Origin of the sequence: Geobacter sp., assembly GCF_027327745.1 — a bacterium.
Lineage (GTDB): Bacteria > Desulfobacterota > Desulfuromonadia > Geobacterales > Geobacteraceae > Geobacter.
In genome coordinates this window covers 25,563-43,578 of the sequence record NZ_DAHVYG010000023.1, presented here as the reverse complement: position 1 = coordinate 43,578, position 18,016 = coordinate 25,563, and the positions used below count along the sequence as shown (strand labels likewise).

Here is an 18,016-nt window from a genome sequence, read left to right as displayed (position 1 = left end):
AATCGCCATGGATGACGCCCGTCTGGCAAACCTACGGCAGTGGTTCTTCGACTACTGCCGAACCTTCTACACCGAAAACGAGGAGGAGAGCCGGAACATCCGCCTCAAGGAGGAGCATACCGCCCGGGTCTGCGCCGCCATGGAAATCCTTGCCGATTCGGTCGCCCTCTCTCCGGCAGACCGCCGCCTCGCCGCCGTGATTGCGCTGTTCCACGATGTGGGCCGGTTCGAACAGTACCGGCGTTACCGGACGTTCAAGGACAGCACCTCGGTCAATCACGCCGCCCTCGGGGCCCGGGTGCTGGCGGAGGAAGGGGTGCTGGCCGGACTTCCGGAGGAGGAGCGGCGACTTATCACAAGTTCCGTCGGGCTTCACAACGTCTTCCGGGTTCCGGCGGGGCTTGGCGAGCGGCACCGGCTGTTCCTGCGGCTGATCCGCGATGCCGACAAGCTCGACATCTGGCGGGTCTTCATCGAGTTCTACGGCCAGCCGGCAGGGGAGCGGGCGTCGGCGGTAAGCCTCGGCTTTCCCGACATCCCCGAGTGTACCCCGGCGGTGGTCGCCACGCTCCTGCGGGGGGAGATGGTCGATCTGGCCACGCTCAGGACCCTCAATGACTTCAAGCTCCTCCAGCTCTCCTGGGTCTTCGACCTCAATTTCCCCCGTTCCCGCCAGATGGTGCGGGAGCTGGGGTACGTGGAGCGTCTTGCCGACACGATTCCCCGCAGCCCGGATGTCGATCGGGCCATCGGGGTGGTCCGGGACGCTCTCTTCCGCGTCGACCCTGCCACCTTCTGACGCGGGGTCAGTGTCGGACCATGAGTCGTCCCATACCCGCCACCGCGCCGCTGGCGAAGGCGACGCACCAGAGGGTGTAGATGGTGAGGCTCACCCGGTGGAAGGTGCGGTTGACCCGTTCGGCCCGGCGGGCAACGGAGGCGGCCAGGGCGAGGAGAAAGTGGAACCCCATCCCCGCCAGGGAGAGGATGCCGGTCAGGTTGTGCCACTCGGGGGCCTTGCCGTAGAGCCTGGCGTAGACGCTCATCTCGCTGGTGCCGAGGTAGTCGAAGAGAAGCCCGACTCCGAAGACGATCAGGTGCTTCAGGTGGAGTCCCTCCCGCCGGCCGCTGAAGACGGCGTAGGTGTAGAAGAGAAGCGCCAGGTTCATGTAGATGATGCCGATCTTCAGCATCCTTCGAGCCTCCCGGTCTGGCGCAGCGCCTCGTAAAGGACGATCCCCGCCGAGGTGGAGAGGTTGAGGCTGCGGACCTTGCCGAAGATCGGGATCCTCACGGTGCTTTTCCGATTGGCCTCGATAAGCTCCTCCGGCAGTCCAACGGTCTCCTTCCCGAAGACAATGAAGTCCCCCTCCCGGAACCCCGCCTCCACGTGCGTCTTTTCTCCCTTTTTGCTGGTATAGATGAATCGGCCCTCCGGATAGGCGTGCTTGAGGTCGTCGAGGCTTGCCCAGTAATGGATCTCGACCTCGCTCCAGTAGTCGAGGCCGGCCCGCTTCAGTTGCCGGTCGTCGGTGGAAAAGCCGAGCTTCCCCACCAGGTGGAGGACGGTGCCGGTGGCGCCGCAGAGGCGGGCGATGTTGCCGGTGTTGGGGGGGATCTCCGGCTCGATGAGAACGATGTGGAATGGAGTGCTGCTCTGCATGGTCGGTCCGATTGATTGGGGTGGTCAGCGTATACCGCGCCGACTGTTTGCCGGTCTTGCTTTTTTCGGTCGGCGGGTCTATTATTAGCGCTTCTTCGCGTCCTCGCAAAGGACTTTCTTGCCCCAGGGCTTTCCAGCGTACATCGACAATCCACTTCACATAAGGGAGCTGCAATGAAGATCATCGTTACCGACGAGGTTTCCAAGGAAGGTTTGGCGCTTCTGACCCAGGATCCGCGGATCGAAATCGACGTGAAACTCGGCCTCAAGAAAGAAGAGCTGCACGCCATCATCGGCGAGTACGACGCGATCATCACCCGAAGTGGGACCACGGTGGACAAGGAACTCCTCGACGCCGGCAGGAAGCTCAAGATGGTGGCCCGGGCCGGGGTCGGCATCGACAACGTGGACGTCGACTACGCCTCCTCCCGCGGCGTGATCGTGGTGAACGCCCCCTTCGGCAACACCAACAGCGCGGCCGAGCACGCCATGGCGCTGCTCCTCTCTTTCTGCCGCAACGTGACCAAGGCGAACGCGAGCCTCAAGGGGGGCGAGTGGAAGCGCGCCCCCTTCACCGGCTACGAGCTCAAGGGGAAGACCGCCGGGGTCATCGGCCTCGGGAAGGTCGGCGGACGGGTCGCCACCCGGCTCAAGGCGTTCGAGTGCGAGGTCCTCGCCTGCGATCCGTACATCGCCGTCAAGCGCGCCCACGACCTCGGCGTGAAGCTCGTCTCCCACGATGAGATCTACAAGAACTGCGACATCATCACCGTTCATACCCCCCTCACCGACGAGACCCGCAACATGATCGGCGAGCGGGAGCTGGCCATGATGAAGGACGGCGTCATCATCATCAATGCCGCCCGCGGCGGAATCATCGAGGAGAAGGCACTCCTCAAATACCTCGACTCGGGGAAGATCACCGGCGCCGCCATCGACGTCTTCAGCGTGGAGCCTCCGAAGACCGACGAGCTGAAGGCCCTCATCGCCCACGAGCGGGTGATCGTGACGCCGCACCTGGGGGCCAATACCTTCGAGGCCCAGGTCAACGTGGCGGTGGATGTCTCCAAGGAGATCCTCAACTATCTCGACGACCAGCCGCTGGAAAACGCCGTGAACATCCCCCGCTTCGACGTCTCCCTCATGGATCAGATGCGCCCTTTCCTCAATCTGACGAATATCATGAGCGACTTCATCATCCAGCTTGTCGATACGAATATCGACAAGGTGACCTTTTCTTACGCCGGCAACATCGCCCACTACGACTGCACGCCGCTCACCGTCTGCGGTCTCGCCTCTCTCCTCAACCGGATGGTCGAGCAGGATGTGAACATGGTGAACGCGGCCCTCATCGCCGAGAACATGGGGATCACCGTCGAGGAGAGCAAGACGACCCAGTCCCCCTCCTTCTCCAACATGATCACCCTTACCATCGAATGTCCCGGCGAGAAACGGCTCATTTCGGGCACTCTCTTCGAGGGGACGCCACGGATAGTGAAAATGCGCGACTACCAGGTCGATTTCGCTCCCGAGGAGCATATGCTGCTTCTCACTTACGGCGACCGGCCGGGAATGATCGGCAAGATCGGCACCATCCTCGGCACCCACGACATCAACATCGCGTCCATGCACCTGGGACGCCGTGAGAAACAGGGGGAGGCGATGGTCATCCTCTCCCTCGATTCGGCGGTTCCGCCGTCCGTTGTCGAGGAGCTGCGCACGGCGACCGAAGCTGCCTTCATCAAACCGATCCACATGCCCGGCGCCCGCTGCAGCCGCGCTTGCGGCTGCGGCATCTGACGAAGGTATCATACGAATCATGACTCACAGGAAAGCCCCGGCCCGTGCCGGGGCTTTTTCGTTGCGCGGGACGAGAGAGATGCTAGGCTTATGGGAGTCGGCACATGCGGGGGAGGGGGGAGGCAGAGGTGAGAGACCGATCGCTGCTTACGGGTGAGAGCCGGATCGAGCGGGACAGCATGGGAGAAATCGGCGTGCCGGCCCGTGCATACTGGGGAGCGCAGACGCAGCGCTCGCTCATTCATTTTGCCATCGGTGCCGACCGGATGCCAATGGAGGTGATACGCGCCCTGGCAATGGTGAAGAAGGCGGCGGCTCTCGTTAACGGTGAGCAGGGGAGGCTCCCCCCGGAGAAGGTAGGTCTCATCGTGTCGGCTGCCGAAGAGGTGATCGACGGAAAGCTCGACGACCATTTCCCCTTGAGCGTCTGGCAGACCGGCAGCGGTACCCAGTCGAACATGAACGTGAACGAGGTGATCGCCAACCGCGCCATCGAGCTCGCCGGCGGGGTCCTGGGTTCCCGGAGCCCGATCCACCCCAACGACGACGTCAACATGTGCCAGTCATCCAACGACGTCTTCCCGACCGCCATGCACATTGCCGCCGCGCTCCGGATCCACGGGGATCTCATCCCCGCCGTGGCGAGGCAGCGGGATGCCCTGGACGCGAAGAGCAGGGATTTCGCCGACGTGGTGAAGATCGGCCGTACCCACCTGCAGGATGCCACCCCCCTTACGGTGGGGCAGGAGATCTCGGGATGGGCGAGCCTGCTGGAACGCGACATTACCCGGCTCGTGCAGTGCCTCGACGGCCTCTACGACCTGGCCGTCGGCGGCACGGCGGTCGGCACCGGTCTTACCGCCCACCCCGATTTCGGGCAACGTGCCGCGGAGCGGATCGCCGCCCTGACCGGGCTGCCGTTTCGCTCCCACCCAAACAAGTTTGCGGCCCTCTCGGCCCACGACGAACTCGTCTTCGTTCATGGGGCGCTCACCACTCTGGCCGGTTCCCTCATGAAGAGCGCTAACGACATCCGCCTCCTCGCTTCGGGACCCCGCTGTGGCATCGGAGAGCTCCGGATCCCCGAGAACGAACCGGGTTCTTCCATCATGCCGGGGAAAGTGAACCCGACCCAGTGCGAGGCGATGACCATGGTGGCGGCGGAGGTGATGGGAAACGGCACGGCGGTGGCTGTCGCCGGCTCCCAGGGGAACCTGGAGCTGAACGTCTTCAAACCTGTCATCATCCATAACGTTCTCCGTTCGGCGGCGCTCCTCGCCGACGCCTGCCGCTCCTTCACCGACCATCTCGTGGTGGGGATGACCCTCGACCGGGAGCGGATCGACCACCATCTCCGCAACTCCCTCATGCTCGTCACGGCCCTCTCGCCGCGGATAGGTTACGACCGGGCCGCCCGCATCGCCCATACCGCCTATGCGGAGGGGACGACGCTCAGGGAGGCGTGCCTGAAGCTCGGCTATCTCACGGCCGAGGAGTTCGATGCCCTGGTCCGGCCCGAGGAGATGACCCGGCCGGAAACGGCCTGACCGAGCTCGAAACGCGACAGCCCCGGCAGGTGATCCCGCCGGGGCTGTCGCGCTTCGGGAGAGGCGTGGGAGGAGTCAGCCGTGGAGAGGGCGGCCGCCGCAACTCTTCAGCCGGTCGTGGGCCCTGCGCAGCACCGCCTCCGTCGTCTTCCAGTCGATGCACTTGTCGGTGATGGAGACCCCGTACCGGAGCTGGGAGAGGTCCTTCGGGATCGACTGGTTCCCCTCCTCCAGGAAGCTCTCGATCATGACTCCGGAGATGGAGCGGTTGCCGGCGGCGATCTGGTCGATGACCGACTCCAGCACTTCCGGCTGCTTTTCGTGCCGCTTCTCCGAATTGCCATGGCTGCAGTCCACCATCAGGGTAGGGAAGAGTCCCGCCTTTTCGAGCATCTCCTCGGACTTCCTGATATCTTCGGGGGAATAGTTGGGCTTTTTCCCACCCCGCAGCACGATGTGGACATCGGGGTTGCCGGTGGTCTGGATGATGGAGGTTTTCCCCTCGCGGTTGATGCCGAGGAAGCTGTGGGAGTGGAGTGCGGCGATCATGGCGTCGATCGCCACCTGGAGGCTGCCGTCGGTGCCGTTCTTGAACCCCATCGGGAACGAGAGGCCGCTCGCCAGCTCGCGGTGGGTCTGGGATTCGGTGGTCCGGGCGCCGATGGCCCCCCAGGAGATGAAGTCGGCCAGATAGTCGGGGGTGATGGGGTCGAGCATCTCGCTGGCGATCGGCAGGAGCCGGTCGGTGATCTCGCAGAGGAGCCGCCGGGCGATGCCGAGCCCCTTGGATATCTGGTGGGTGCCGTTCATGTCCGGGTCGTTGATGATCCCCTTCCAGCCGACGGTGGTGCGGGGTTTTTCGAAGTAGACGCGCATCACGATGAAGAGCTGGTCCGAGAGCTCGGCGGCCAGTCTCGCGAGCCTTCCCGCGTAATCGAGGGCCGCCTTCGGGTCGTGGATGGAGCAGGGGCCGACCACCACCATGAGGCGACGATCCTTTCCCTTGAGGATGTTCTTGATGTGGGCCCTGCTGGCATTGACGAACTCGGCCGCCTCATCGGACTGCGGAAAGACCTGGCGCAGTTCCGCCGGTGCGATGATGGGGGTGATGCTCTTGATCTTGAGGTTGCTGGTTTTTATCATGGTTGGTGGTGCCCTTTCGAATGAAATGCAGACAAATCAGGTTGGCAACAGTTCCGCTATCGTGGCGAGGGTTGCATGCCGGGCGCCGGCCGACGTCATTTCCGCCACCGCCCTTGACGAGTCGTCCGGATTCAGATCCACCCCCCGGACCGCGTCTTCCAGCAGCGTCACCGACAGGCCGTGCCGCAGCCCCTCCAGCACCGACTCCTTGACGCAGTAGTCAGTGGCGAGCCCCCCCACGTAGAGCCTCGAAATTCCCATCTCCTTCAGGACGACGGAGAACGGGACCCCCCCTTCGGTCACCCCCTGGAAGGCCGAGTAGTCGTCCCGCGTCGGGTCCATCCCCTTGGATATGATGATGGCATCGTAGGGGAGCTTCAGAAGCGGGTGAAACCGCGCTCCGTCGGTTCCGCGGACACAGTGTACCGGCCAGATCCCGCCGTAGTCGCGAAAGTGGGTGGATGTGGGGGGGTGCCAGTCGCGGGAGGCAAAGACCGGCAGCCCCCTCCCCCTGAACAGGGTGAGATACTGGTTCAGCGCCGGGACGACCGCGTCTCCATCGGCAACCGGAAGCAGTCCCCCCGGGCAGAAGTCGTTCTGGACATCGACGATCAGCAGGGCAGAATCCTTGTTCATGGTTTCCTCCCGATCAACAGGAAATTGGACTGCCACGGTACGATGCTAGCTTCCGTACCCTCGCTGCACCTCTTCCATGAGTTCGAGGCGCAGTTGGTTCAGCCTTTGGCTGATAGATACCTTGTACCGGTGGGGATTGATAAAGCGAAGGCACCCCTGGGGGAGCCGTTCCAGCTGGTCCGCGGTGCGGTCGGCCAGTTCGTCGAGCGGTGCGCTCTGCATGGTTCGGACACCGTCGGCCATGACGGTGGAGCGGAGCTCCACCAGCCTGGCTTCCCGCGGGAGCGTGACGTGCTGAAGCGGGTTGGCCGGATCGTAGACCGTGTCCCCGGGCCGGACCTCCTCCCCGTCGAGGCAGATCAAATCCTGGATGAACGATCCGTCGGTCGCTACGGCGCGCAGCAGACGCTTGCGGTCGGGGAGGGTCGCCTTGGCGATGTCGCTTGTTACCTTGAGTCGCGGTCGGTCCCCGATCCGCACGAGCTTGTAGACCCCTCCCAGGGCGCCTCCCCCCTCGCCGGCGCAGGTGGCGAGCCTCGTGCCGACACCGTAGATGTCGACCTTCCCTCCTTCGCTTCGCATCGACTCGATCACGTATTCGTCGAGCTCGTTGGAAGCGACGATCTTGACGGCGGGAAAGCCGGCCTCGTCGAACAAGCGCCGCGTCTCGCGCGAGAGGTAGGCGAGGTCGCCCGAATCGATCCTGACCCCCACGAGCTCGTACCCCTGCTCGCGGAGCTCCCTCGCCACGATCAGGGCGTTGGGGATGCCGCTCTTGAGGGTGTCGTAGGTATCGACCAGGAGGATGCAGGTGTCGGGGAAGACTTCGGCGTACTTCCGGAAGGCGGTCAGTTCGTCGGGGAACGCCATGATCCAGCTGTGGGCATGGGTCCCTTTCACCGGGATGCCGAAGAGCTTCCCCGCCAGGACGTTGCTCGTGCTTCGCACCCCGCCCACATAGGCGGCACGGGCCTCGCTCACTCCGCCGTCGGGTCCCTGGGCCCGGCGCAGGCCGAACTCCAGCACCGTGCCACCGGCCGCGGCGTGGACGATCCGCGCCCCCTTGGTGGCCACGAGGGTCTGGAAGTTGATGATGTTCAGCAGCGCCGTTTCCACCAGTTGGGCCTGGGCGAGGGGGGCCTCCACCGTCAGGAGCGGCTCCTTGGCGAACACCACCGTCCCTTCCGGCATCGCCGTGACCTTCCCCCTGAAGCGGAAGGAGCGGAGGAAGTCGATGAACTCGGGACGAAACAGCCCGAGCCCCTGGAGGTATTCGAGCTCGTCCTCGGCGAAGCGGAGCCCTTCCAGGTACGATAGCGCCGTGTCGAGTCCGGCGAAGACTGCGTATCCGCCATGGAACGGGTTGTGGCGGAAAAAGAGGTCGAATACCGCGGGGGTGTCGACGATCCCTTCTTCAAGGTAGCCGGCAAGCATGGTGAGCTGGTAGAGGTCGGTTAGCAGCGGCGAGTAGCGCATGAATCCTCTCCGAGGACGAAATGTGCAAAAGTATAGCACACTCTCCGCCGAGTTAGAGCCTCCAAATCACGCCAGTTTGCCATGCCGTTTGTTTTGTTGCTGCAGTCAAACATTCGTACAGTGAAAACGGATAACAGCCGGTGGCCTGAAACGACGCGAGGCGGGATCGCTCCCGCCTCGCGTTCCGAAGATCATCAAGCGATGCGTTATTACTTGCGCAGGTTGTAGAAGACCTCTTTGCCGCGGAACACCGCGATGACATGGAGCTCGTCCTGGATGCGGAGCAGCTGGTTGTACTTGGCGACCCGGTCGGTGCGGCAGAGGGAGCCGGTCTTGATCTGGCCGGCGTTGACCGCCACGGAAAGATCGGCCAGGGTCGTGTCCTCGGTCTCCCCCGAACGGTGGGAGATGACGCAGGTGTAGCCGGCGCGCTTGGCCATCTCGATGGCGTCGAGGGTCTCGGTCAGGGTGCCGATCTGGTTCAGCTTGATCAGGATGGAGTTGGCGATCCCCTTCTGAATCCCCTCTTTCAGGATTTTCGGGTTGGTGACGAAGAGGTCGTCGCCTACGATCTGGACCTGTTTGCCGAGGCGCTCGGTGATCTTCTTCCAGCCGTCCCAGTCGTTTTCGGCCATGCCGTCCTCGATGGAGATGATCGGGTACTTGTTGACGAGTTTCTCGTAGAAGTCGATGAGCTCGTCGGCGGTCTTCTCGGGCTTTGCCTCGTTTTCCAGGATGTACTTGCCGTCCTTGTAGAGTTCCGAGGATGCGACGTCGAGGGCGAGGAGGACGTCGTCGCCCGGCTTGTAGCCGGCCTTGCCGATCGCCTCCATGATCACTTCCAGTGCTTCCTCGTTGGACTTGAGGTTCGGCGCGAAGCCCCCCTCGTCGCCTACGGCGGTGTTGTATCCCCTGGCCTTGAGGACTGCTTTCAGGGCGTGGAAGATCTCGGCCCCCATCCGGAGCGCCTCTGAGAAGCTGCGGGCACCGGCCGGCATGATCATGAACTCCTGGATGTCGACGTTGTTGTCGGCGTGGGCGCCGCCGTTCAGGATGTTCATCATCGGCAGCGGCAGTTCCTTGGCGTTGGAGCCGCCGATGTACTGGTAGAGGGGAAGCCCCACCTCCTCGGCTGCGGCCTTAGCCACCGCCAGCGAGACGCCGAGGATGGCGTTGGCGCCGAGGGTGCTCTTGAATTCCGTGCCGTCCAGCTCCAGCATCTTCTGGTCGATGCCGACCTGATCGGTGGCTTCCATGCCGATGATCTGCTCGGCGATGACGTTGTTCACGTTGTCGACCGCCTTGAGGACCCCTTTGCCGAGGTAGCGGGACTTATCTCCGTCACGGAGCTCCAGGGCCTCGCGCTCGCCGGTGGATGCCCCGGAGGGGACCGCGGCCCGCCCCATGACGCCGGACTCCAGGAAAACTTCCACTTCCAGGGTCGGGTTGCCGCGTGAATCAAGAATCTCCCTTGCGTAAACATCGGTAATTTCGCTCATTCATTGCCCCCTTGCAGAAAATGTGGACAGGTTGTGCTACCCTGCGCAAAAACAGCAAACTATATAGCAAAGGGCGCGGAAAATGGAAACAGATTTAATCAATGTTCATGGTGGTTGACATACACGCCGGGACAACGCTATAGTTTGACTTTAAGCTGCATATCGCACTGAACGTAGTTGTTTATCATCACACAGACCCGAGCAGCACCAGATCATATCATGCCCTCACAAAGCGGCACCACCGAGCGGGATATACAGGGTTCGCTGACGCGTCCCCTGAGACGCATCCTGGACAACCTCTCCGAACGTTTCTCCTCTCCGCGCCACGAGCAGAGGAACCGGCGCATCCTCCTTCTTCTGACCGCCCTCGTCCTGACCCTTCTCATCATTCCACGGCAGGAGTTCATGTCCGTGCGGTACAAGGCCGGCGACATCGCCACCGCCGATATCCGTGCCACGCGCGACTATCTCCTCGAAGACCGCGGACTGACGGAGAAGAAGAGAAACGAGGCCGAGGCGGCGGTCCCCTATATCTACAACTTCAACCAGGCGGGGGATGCGGAGCTTGTGGGACGTTTCGAGCAGTCGCTGCAACTGTTGCGCAGCGCTGCCGCCGGCGCCGACACCTCTTCGCTGAAGGATTCGCTTCAGAACGTGTTCGGAAGTGATGTTTCGCCGCCCGAGATGGCCGCACTCATGCACGTCGGTGCCGACCCGGCGGTGTTCGACCAGGTGCGGCAGGTTGCCGCCAGGCTCCATTCCCACAAGATCGTCGCGGATCGGCGGACGTTCGCGGCCGATAACGCCCGCGGGGTCGTCCTGGTGGACCAGATGAGCGGCGAACCCCTCGGCAAGATGGAGTATGCGGCAGCGCCCCTCGACGTGGGCGATGCGGCAAAGTCGCTGGAAGGGATGAAGTTTTCCGTTCCGGGGCTCTCTCTCAGGGAGGCCGGGGTTATCAAGGGGCTCATTGCCAAGGCGGTCCGCCCCAATCTCGTCTTCAACCGGGAAATGACGGAGAGCGCCCGCAAGAGGGCCCGGGAGGCGGTGAGCCCCGTCCTGCTCCAGGTCAAGCGCGGCGAAATGATCGTCCGGGTGGGGGAGCGGATCACCCCGGAACAGGCCCAGAAGCTTGAGATGCTCTCCTCCGCCCGCCAGGAAATCAACCGCTTCTTTGTCGGGTTCGGCCTCTTCGGCCTTGTGCTGGTGGTCTTCTACTTTCCGTACCGGTTCGCCCGCAAGAACATCCGCAAGTTCAGTCCGACCAGCAAGGACCTCTTCCTCATTTCCCTGGTCACGGTCGGCATCTTCTTCCTCCACAGGATCGCCTTCACCATCTCGGCCGCCATGGGAACCCCTTTCCCTGCCATCGACACCGCCGATTACTACTACCTCTTCCCCTTTGCCGTGGGACCGATGCTGATCAGGATTCTCCTGAACTCGGAGGTGGCGATGGTCTTCGCGGCCATCACGGCTCCGCTTCTCGGGGTGATGTTCAACAACAGCCTGTTTGTCGTGCTGTATGCCCTCCTGGGTGGGATCGTCGGCGCCCACGGCGTACGCCACTGCAAGGACCGGTCGCGCATCTACACGGCAGGGCTGAAGGTGAGCGTGGTGAACCTCGCCATGGCGCTCGCCTTCCAGACGATGAACGACAGTCTCCTCTCGATCCAGACCCTCTGGAGTGCAGGATTTGCCGTGGCCGGCGGACTGGTCTGCTCGGCCATCGTGACCGGAACTATTCCCCTCATCGAGACGCTGTTCCACTACACCACCGACATCAAGCTCCTGGAGCTCTCGAACCTTAATTCTCCGATCCTGCGGGAGCTCATGGTCCGGGCGCCCGGCACCTATCACCACAGCGTGCTCGTGGGAAACCTCGTCGAGGCGGCGGCCGAGGCGATCAACGCCAACCCGCTCCTGGCCCGGGTGGCGGCGTACTACCATGATATCGGCAAGGTGAGCAAGCCCCAGTACTTCATCGAGAATACGGGGGGGGGTGAGAACCGCCACGACCGCCTTGCCGCGAGCATGAGTGCCCTCATTCTCATCTCCCATGTCAAGGAAGGGGTCGAACTGGCCAAGGAGCACCGGCTGGGACGTCCGATCATCGACATTATCCGCCAGTCCCACGGCACTGCCCTCATGAGCTTCTTTCACCAGAAGGCGAAAACCCAGGCGGGAGAGGGACAGACGGTGGACGAGCGCGATTTCCGCTATCCCGGCCCCAAGCCCCAGTCGCGGGAGGCGGGCCTCGTGATGCTGGCCGATTGCGTGGAGGCCGCTTCCCGTACTCTCACGAACCCTACCCCCGACCGTATCCAGGGAATGGTGCAGAAGATCATCAACAACATCTTCATCGACGGCCAGCTCGACGAGTGCGAGCTGACCCTCAAGAACCTCCATGAAATCGCCAAGAGCTTCAACCGGATCCTCGCCGGCATCTATCATCACCGCATCGACTATCCGGAGCCGGCGTACAAGGAGAAGGATAAAACCACCGGAGGGAAGAAACCGGGTGAAAGTAGCGATCACGAACCGCCAAAGACGCCATCCGATCGGGACGAGACGTCTAAGAAAGGTGGCGGAGAGGATATTAGACGCCTTGGGATATCCCGATAGCGAGCTGTCGGTGGTCATCACCGGCGATCTCGGCATCAGGCACGTTAACCGCGACTATCTCGGCAAGGACCGCCCGACGAACGTCATCTCGTTTGCCATGGGGGAGGGGGAGTTCGGCGGCATCAACCCCGAGGTCCTCGGCGACGTGATCATCTCCGCCGACACGGCTGCCCGCGAAGCGGAGGAGGGGGAGGTTCCGTTCTGGTCGAGGCTCTGCTTCCTGCTGCTCCACGGCATCCTCCACATCACCGGCTACGACCACGAGCGGAGCGGCGAGGCGGAGGCCCGCCGGATGGAGGCCAGGGAGCGGGAGATCTTCGCGCTTATCGAGAGGGAAGGGCTTGTCTAGGGTCGACCCCCCCGAGCCGCTGGACCCGAACGGTGAGCCGGTGAAGCCGACCCGTTTCATCGATTCGGTCAACTGCGCCATCGAGGGGATCTTCTGGGCGACCCGGACGCAGAAGCACATGCGCCGGCATTTCATCTCGGCGCTGGTGCTCCTCTTCGTGGTCCTGTTTCTGAAGGTTTCCCCCCTTGAGTTCACGCTACTGGCGGTTTCGGTCTCCTTCGTCCTCTTCGCCGAGCTCCTGAACACGGCGGTGGAGGCGGTGGTGGACCTCGTCTCCCCTGGCTACCACCCCCTCGCCAGGACCGCCAAGGATGTGGCTGCCGGAGGGGTCCTCGTGGCCGCCATCGGCGCTACCGTGATGGGGTATCTGATCCTTTCGAAGTATATTTTCCCCATTTACAAGGAGATGCTCGGCATGATAGGTACCCCGACGGAGATGGGGACGGCGGTCGCCCTCCTTTCGGTTGTTATCGTGGTGGTGATTCTCAAGTCGATCTCCGGCCGGGGGACGCCGTTGGAGGGGGGGCTGCCGAGCGGCCATGCGGCCATCGCCTTTTCCATCGCCACGGTTGTCTCCCTGACGACCCAGGACCCGATCGCCTCGATCCTGACCATCTGTCTGGCGGTGATGGTGAGTCACTCGCGCCTGCTGCTCCGCATCCACTCCCTGCGTGAGGTGGTCCTCGGTGCCGTCACCGGCACGGCAATCACGGTGGCCGTAATGCTGCTGTTCCGTTTCGTCAGGTAAATCAGCTGGCTATCAAAGAATACTTGAAGAAGGAGATGAGGCCTTGGAAGAAGGCTCCGGCAGGAAAAGTCCCGGTCTGATCGACATGGTCGGCAGGTTTCTCTCGGGGAGGAAACGGATCACCGAGGAGGAAATCCAGGAGATCATGGACGCCAGCGAGGAAGAGGGGATCATCAACCAGGAAGAGAACGAGATGATCCGCTCCATCTTCGAGCTGGGCGATACGGTGGTGCGCGAGATCATGGTGCCCCGCACCGACATGGCCAGCGTTCCGGCCGACGCATCGGTGGGGCAGGTCCTGAACACCATCATCAGCTGCGGTCACTCCCGCATTCCGGTCTATGACGGCACCGTAGACAACATCATCGGCCTGATCTACGCCAAGGACCTCCTGAAATACTGGGGGATGGGCGACGCCGCCATCAACCTGAAGCGGATCATGCGCGCCCCGTACTTCATCCCCGAGACCAAGAACCTGGAAGAACTCCTCCAGGAATTCAAGCGCAAGCGGGTCCATATCGCCATTGTCATCGACGAGTACGGCGGCACCTCGGGGCTGGTCACCATCGAGGATCTCCTTGAGCAGATCGTCGGCGACATCCAGGATGAGTACGACCTGGAGGAGGAGTGGCTCGTGGAGGAGCCGGGGGGGACGGTCGTGGTCGATGCCCGTCTGCCGATCGAAGACCTTGAGGAGCACTTCGGGATCGAGATCGCCCGCGAGAAGTTCGACACCGTGGCAGGGCTAATCTTCCACCTGACGGGACGGATCCCGATGGTCGGTGAGGAGATCGAGAGCGACCTCCTTCGGATGACGGTCCTCGAAGCGGGCGAGCGCAATATCAAGAAGGTCCGGATCGTCCGCAGAGGCGACGAGGCCGGGGAGGCCGAGGCGTAGTGGATTATAGCAGGTTCCGCATGTCCGGTTACAAAGCCATTCCCCGGCGCGATTACCTGATGGCCCTTCTTTCGGGAGTGCTCCTTGCCCTCTCGTTTCCGACCCCGGGTCTCTCGATCCTCGCCTGGGTTGCCTTCGTGCCGCTTCTGCTCGCCTGCGGCCGAAAGGACCCCCGAAAGGCCTTCCGTCTCGGTCTCGTCACCGGTCTCTCCGCCTATGCCGGGATCCTCTACTGGATCAACATCGTCGTCACCACCTACGGCAAGCTTCCATGGGGGGTGAGCCTCTGCCTATTCTCGCTGCTGGTGGCCTACCTCGCCCTCTATCCGGCGGTCGTCGCCTGCCTGATGCGCCGTGGTGAAGAGCGGGGGATCTCGCTCCTCGTCTCGTTTCCACTGCTCTGGGTCGGTCTTGAGTACGTCCGCGCCTTCGTCCTCACCGGTTTTCCGTGGGCAAGCCTCGGCTACTCCCAGTACAAGGTCCTTCCCCTCATCCAGATCGCGGACGTGACCGGGGTCTACGGCCTGAGCTTCCTCATCGCCTTTGCCAACGCGGTTTTCTACCGGATCATCCGCGGTTTTGTCGGGAAGGAGCGTGCTCCCTATCCGCTGAAGAGCGTGGTGCTGCTGTTTGTGCTGATGGCCGCGACCCTGGGGTATGGATTCAATCGCCTCCACCGGCCGGAGAACGGAACGCCGTTCACCGTCGCCCTGCTGCAGGGGAACATCGACCAGAACATCAAGTGGGACCCTGCCTTCCAGGAGGCGACGGTCTCCATCTATGAGCGGCTCTCCCGCAAGGCGTGCGTCACCGGCCCGGTGGATCTCGTCGTCTGGCCGGAAAGCGCCGCGCCGTTCTACTTCCAGGACGAAGAGAGGTACGCCTCCCGGATCAGGAATCTGGCGAAGGAGCTGAAAAGCTGCGAGGTGGTCGGCAGCCCCGCCTACGTGAAGGATGACGCGGGGGTGAAGTACCTGAACAGTGCCTTCCTCCTCTCCCCGTGGGGCGAGGTGGTGGGGCGCAGCGACAAGATCCACCTGGTCCCCTTCGGCGAATACGTGCCGATGGCAAATCTCCTTCCGTTCGTGAACAAGCTTGTGGCCGGCATCGGCGATTTCTCGCCGGGGGCGCGGATCGCGTCGCTCAGCACGGGAAAGGGAAGGATCGGCATCCTCGTCTGTTTCGAGGGGATTTTCCCGGAGCTTTCGCGGGCCTATGTCAGGGCCGGGAGCCGTCTCCTCGTGAACATTACCAACGATGCCTGGTTCGGCCGCTCCTCCGCCCCCTATCAACACCTCTCCATGACCGTCTTCCGGGCGGTGGAGAACCGGGTGCCGCTGGTGCGGGCCGCCAATACCGGCATTACCTCCATCATCGATAGCAAGGGACATATCCGGGGGATGACGCCGCTCTTCACGGAGGCGGTTCTGAACGGCGAGGTAAAACTCGGCGGAGAAGAAACTCTCTATACACGCTTCGGCGATTTTTTTGCTATCATCTGTCTGGCGGCAGGGGGGGCGGTAACCCTGCTGGCCTTCGGAAAACGGAAGAGCCGGTAGGTAGCTCCGCGCACCGTTTGTCACCCCTTCTCCCTTCGAGGAAGGGGATACTTTTTTCATAAAGGAGCAGTTCCATGTTCAGAGAAGAAATAGCACGGGTCGAAAACCTCGCCGAGAGGATTGCCAAGCTTCGGGGGTCTCTTTGACATAGATGCCAAGCGTGAGGACATCCAGGAGAAGGAGGCCGAGATCGCGGCTCCCGGCTTCTGGGACGACAACGACAAGGCACAGCAGGTCCTGAAGGAGCGGACCCGCCTGGAGAAGACCGTCGAGCTCTGGGACCGGATCAACCGTCAGGCGGAGGATATCAGGGTCCTGATCGAGCTTGGCGAAGAGGCGGGGGACGAGGCGACCCTGGATGAGGTGCGCGGCCTCAACGATCAGTTGGAGAAGGAGGTGGAAGGGGCCGAGTTCCAGCGGATGCTTTCCGGTCCCCACGACAAGAGCGCCTGCTTCTTTTCCATCAACGCCGGCGCCGGCGGCACCGAGGCCCAGGACTGGGCCGAGATGCTGCTGCGGATGTATCTGCGCTACTGCGAGCGCAAGGGGTGGAAGACCGAGATCACCGACTACCAGCCGGGGGACGAGGCGGGAGTTAAATCGGCCACCTTTACGGTTGACGGTGAGTACGCATACGGCTATCTTAAGGCCGAAGCCGGCATCCACCGCCTGGTGCGGATTTCCCCATTCGACTCCAACGCCCGCCGGCACACCTCGTTTGCCTCGGTCTTCGCCTTCCCAGAGATCGAGGACGACATCGACATCAAGATCGTCGAATCGGACCTGCGGATCGACACCTACCGCTCCAGCGGCGCCGGCGGCCAGCACGTGAACACCACCGATTCGGCCGTCCGGATTACCCACATCCCCACCGGCCTCGTGGCGGCCAGCCAGTGCGAGCGCAGCCAGCACATGAACAAGGCGACCGCCATGCGGATGCTCCGCGCCAAGCTCTACGAGAAGGAGCTCCAGGAGCGGGAGGCCCAGGCCGCCGAGCTGGGGGGGGAAAAGAAGGAGATCGGCTGGGGGAGCCAGATCCGTTCCTACGTCCTCCATCCGTACAAGATGGTGAAGGACCTGCGCACCGGCGTGGAGACCGGCAACCCCGACGCGGTCCTCGACGGGGAGCTGGAAGAATTCATCGTCGCCTTCCTGATGGGGGTGCGGCGCGATGTGAAGGATACCGTGGATTGATGGCACGAACGCTGTTCAACCTTATCTTTTTTGCCCTCATCTGTTTCTCGGCCGCAACCGGCTGCGCCACCCCCCATGCCGGCATCTCCCGTCTCGGCTTTGCCATCCAGGTCGGTGCCTTCTCCGAGGTGAAGAACGCCGAGCGGCTGACGGCCCGGCTGCAGGTACGCGGCATCGAAGCGTTCTACTTCAAGCGGGAGAACGGCCTCTATGCTGTGCGCTTCGGTGATTTCCCGACCAGGGCCGCAGCCCTCGCCAACGCCCGAAAGCTCGTGTCGGACGGGATGATTGGCGCCTATTTCATCGCCCCTCCCCGGGAACTCCCCTTCACAAAGAGCGAAACCGTTATCCGCAAGGCGCCGGAGTCTTCCCTTTCCCGCCTTCCGGACGACACCCGCAAGAAACCCGAAGAAGCAAAGGGTGGTGACCGGGAGATGGGAGCCATCGCCGCCCGCACCGCCGAGCGTTTCGTCGGCATCCCCTACCGCTGGGGGGGAAATACGGTGGTGGACGGCATGGACTGCAGCGGTTTTGCCCGTGCGGTCTATAACCTCTGTGGCGTCAGCATTCCCCGCACCTCCCGCGAACAGTTCCTGACCGGGGACGCGGTCGCTCGCGAGGACCTGCGGGACGGCGACCTCGTCTTCTTTGGGACTTCGGAGCAGAGCATCAACCACGTCGGAATCTACATCGGCGACGGCAAGTTCGTCCACGCCCCCCGCCGTGGCGACGACATCAAGATTTCGTCCCTCGACGAGAGCTACTTCGCGAAGAAGTTCATGGGGGGCCGGCGGTATTTCTGATCAACCCCCATGGACTTGGACCGGCTGTCGCCGCGTATGCCGAAAGCGGGCGATGGAGGTTTCGGGTCTGTTTGGGGGG

Annotated in this window: 16 protein-coding genes; 10 read left to right on the top strand and 6 right to left on the bottom strand. The window is 62.8% G+C overall.

Annotation, left to right across the window (positions count from 1 at the left end):
* Window positions 1–7 precede the first annotated feature (7 nt).
* Window positions 8–799, top strand: coding sequence for an HD domain-containing protein (locus M6689_RS04275; protein ID WP_298268236.1), 792 nt, complete (start codon window positions 8–10; stop codon window positions 797–799).
* A 7-nt stretch (window positions 800–806) separates the two neighbouring features.
* Here M6689_RS04275 and M6689_RS04270 read toward each other — a convergent pair whose 3' ends face one another.
* Both M6689_RS04270 and M6689_RS04265 read right to left on the bottom strand, forming a co-directional pair.
* Window positions 807–1,193 carry an HsmA family protein gene (locus M6689_RS04270; protein WP_298268234.1) on the bottom strand — a complete coding sequence of 129 codons (387 nt, stop codon included), beginning with the start codon at window positions 1,191–1,193 and terminating at the stop codon, window positions 807–809.
* Complete coding sequence (locus tag M6689_RS04265) at window positions 1,187–1,663, bottom strand: tRNA (cytidine(34)-2'-O)-methyltransferase (protein WP_298268232.1); 477 nt, start codon at window positions 1,661–1,663, stop codon at window positions 1,187–1,189. Before M6689_RS04265 ends, M6689_RS04270 begins: the two co-directional genes overlap by 7 nt.
* Before the next feature lie 174 nt (window positions 1,664–1,837).
* Here M6689_RS04265 and serA point away from each other — a divergent pair, with 174 nt between their 5' ends.
* Together serA and fumC are read left to right on the top strand one after the other, a co-directional pair.
* Window positions 1,838–3,463 (top strand): phosphoglycerate dehydrogenase, encoded by a 1,626-nt coding sequence (gene serA, locus M6689_RS04260; RefSeq protein WP_298268230.1) that lies wholly within the window; start codon window positions 1,838–1,840, stop codon window positions 3,461–3,463.
* Between the two features lie 128 nt (window positions 3,464–3,591).
* On the top strand, window positions 3,592–5,010 hold the full coding sequence (gene fumC, locus M6689_RS04255) for a class II fumarate hydratase (protein WP_298268228.1): 1,419 nt from the start codon (window positions 3,592–3,594) through the stop codon (window positions 5,008–5,010).
* Between the two features lie 75 nt (window positions 5,011–5,085).
* On the opposite strand, the gene M6689_RS04250 is transcribed toward fumC, so the two are convergent.
* The 4 genes from M6689_RS04250 to eno form a co-directional block, all read right to left on the bottom strand.
* Window positions 5,086–6,153, bottom strand: a complete 1,068-nt coding sequence (locus M6689_RS04250) for a 3-deoxy-7-phosphoheptulonate synthase (RefSeq protein WP_298268226.1) — start codon at window positions 6,151–6,153, stop codon at window positions 5,086–5,088.
* A gap of 36 nt (window positions 6,154–6,189) precedes the next feature.
* Complete coding sequence (locus tag M6689_RS04245; RefSeq protein WP_298268224.1) at window positions 6,190–6,789, bottom strand: nicotinamidase; 600 nt, start codon at window positions 6,787–6,789, stop codon at window positions 6,190–6,192.
* A 45-nt stretch (window positions 6,790–6,834) separates the two neighbouring features.
* Entirely contained in the window at window positions 6,835–8,265 is a 1,431-nt protein-coding gene (locus M6689_RS04240) for a nicotinate phosphoribosyltransferase (protein ID WP_298268222.1), read from the bottom strand.
* A 209-nt stretch (window positions 8,266–8,474) separates the two neighbouring features.
* The gene (gene eno, locus M6689_RS04235; protein ID WP_298268220.1) at window positions 8,475–9,764 is read right to left on the bottom strand and encodes a phosphopyruvate hydratase; all 1,290 of its coding nucleotides are present in this window, start codon (window positions 9,762–9,764) and stop codon (window positions 8,475–8,477) included.
* Between the two features lie 219 nt (window positions 9,765–9,983).
* Here eno and M6689_RS04230 point away from each other — a divergent pair, with 219 nt between their 5' ends.
* The 7 genes from M6689_RS04230 (at window position 9,984) to M6689_RS04200 (ending at window position 17,937) form a co-directional block, all read left to right on the top strand.
* Window positions 9,984–12,386: an HDIG domain-containing metalloprotein gene (locus M6689_RS04230; RefSeq protein ID WP_298268218.1), complete on the top strand. Its 2,403-nt coding sequence runs from the start codon at window positions 9,984–9,986 to the stop codon at window positions 12,384–12,386.
* Window positions 12,283–12,735, top strand: coding sequence for an rRNA maturation RNase YbeY (gene ybeY, locus M6689_RS04225; RefSeq protein ID WP_298268216.1), 453 nt, complete (start codon window positions 12,283–12,285; stop codon window positions 12,733–12,735). Before M6689_RS04230 ends, ybeY begins: the two co-directional genes overlap by 104 nt.
* Window positions 12,728–13,483: a diacylglycerol kinase gene (locus M6689_RS04220; protein WP_298268214.1), complete on the top strand. Its 756-nt coding sequence runs from the start codon at window positions 12,728–12,730 to the stop codon at window positions 13,481–13,483. The genes ybeY and M6689_RS04220 overlap by 8 nt, the downstream gene beginning before the upstream one ends.
* A 43-nt stretch (window positions 13,484–13,526) precedes the next feature.
* Complete coding sequence (locus M6689_RS04215; RefSeq protein ID WP_298268212.1) at window positions 13,527–14,381, top strand: hemolysin family protein; 855 nt, start codon at window positions 13,527–13,529, stop codon at window positions 14,379–14,381.
* Window positions 14,381–15,940, top strand: a complete 1,560-nt coding sequence (lnt, locus tag M6689_RS04210) for an apolipoprotein N-acyltransferase (protein WP_298268210.1) — start codon at window positions 14,381–14,383, stop codon at window positions 15,938–15,940. Before M6689_RS04215 ends, lnt begins: the two co-directional genes overlap by 1 nt.
* 74 nt (window positions 15,941–16,014) lie before the next feature.
* Window positions 16,015–17,134 (top strand): peptide chain release factor 2 gene (gene prfB, locus M6689_RS04205; RefSeq protein WP_298268208.1). Its coding sequence is split into 2 segments (ribosomal slippage): window positions 16,015–16,083 and window positions 16,085–17,134, totalling 1,119 coding nucleotides; the frame shifts between segments, so codons are not numbered across the junction.
* Window positions 17,134–17,937 (top strand): NlpC/P60 family protein, encoded by an 804-nt coding sequence (locus tag M6689_RS04200; RefSeq protein ID WP_298268206.1) that lies wholly within the window; start codon window positions 17,134–17,136, stop codon window positions 17,935–17,937. The genes prfB and M6689_RS04200 overlap by 1 nt, the downstream gene beginning before the upstream one ends.
* Window positions 17,938–18,016: the final 79 nt, after the last annotated feature.

Bases quoted from the DNA above. Each gene is read 5' to 3' on its own strand.
- M6689_RS04230 (WP_298268218.1), top strand. From the start codon at position 9,984: ATGCCCTCACAAAGCGGCACCACCGAGCGGGATATACAGGGTTCGCTG.
- M6689_RS04240 (WP_298268222.1), bottom strand. From the start codon at position 8,265: ATGCGCTACTCGCCGCTGCTAACCGACCTCTACCAGCTCACCATGCTT.
- M6689_RS04270 (WP_298268234.1), bottom strand. From the start codon at position 1,193: ATGCTGAAGATCGGCATCATCTACATGAACCTGGCGCTTCTCTTCTAC.
- eno (WP_298268220.1), bottom strand. From the start codon at position 9,764: ATGAGCGAAATTACCGATGTTTACGCAAGGGAGATTCTTGATTCACGC.
- serA (WP_298268230.1), top strand. From the start codon at position 1,838: ATGAAGATCATCGTTACCGACGAGGTTTCCAAGGAAGGTTTGGCGCTT.
- M6689_RS04200 (WP_298268206.1), top strand. From the start codon at position 17,134: ATGGCACGAACGCTGTTCAACCTTATCTTTTTTGCCCTCATCTGTTTC.
- M6689_RS04245 (WP_298268224.1), bottom strand. From the start codon at position 6,789: ATGAACAAGGATTCTGCCCTGCTGATCGTCGATGTCCAGAACGACTTC.
- M6689_RS04250 (WP_298268226.1), bottom strand. From the start codon at position 6,153: ATGATAAAAACCAGCAACCTCAAGATCAAGAGCATCACCCCCATCATC.
- M6689_RS04275 (WP_298268236.1), top strand. From the start codon at position 8: ATGGATGACGCCCGTCTGGCAAACCTACGGCAGTGGTTCTTCGACTAC.
- M6689_RS04265 (WP_298268232.1), bottom strand. From the start codon at position 1,663: ATGCAGAGCAGCACTCCATTCCACATCGTTCTCATCGAGCCGGAGATC.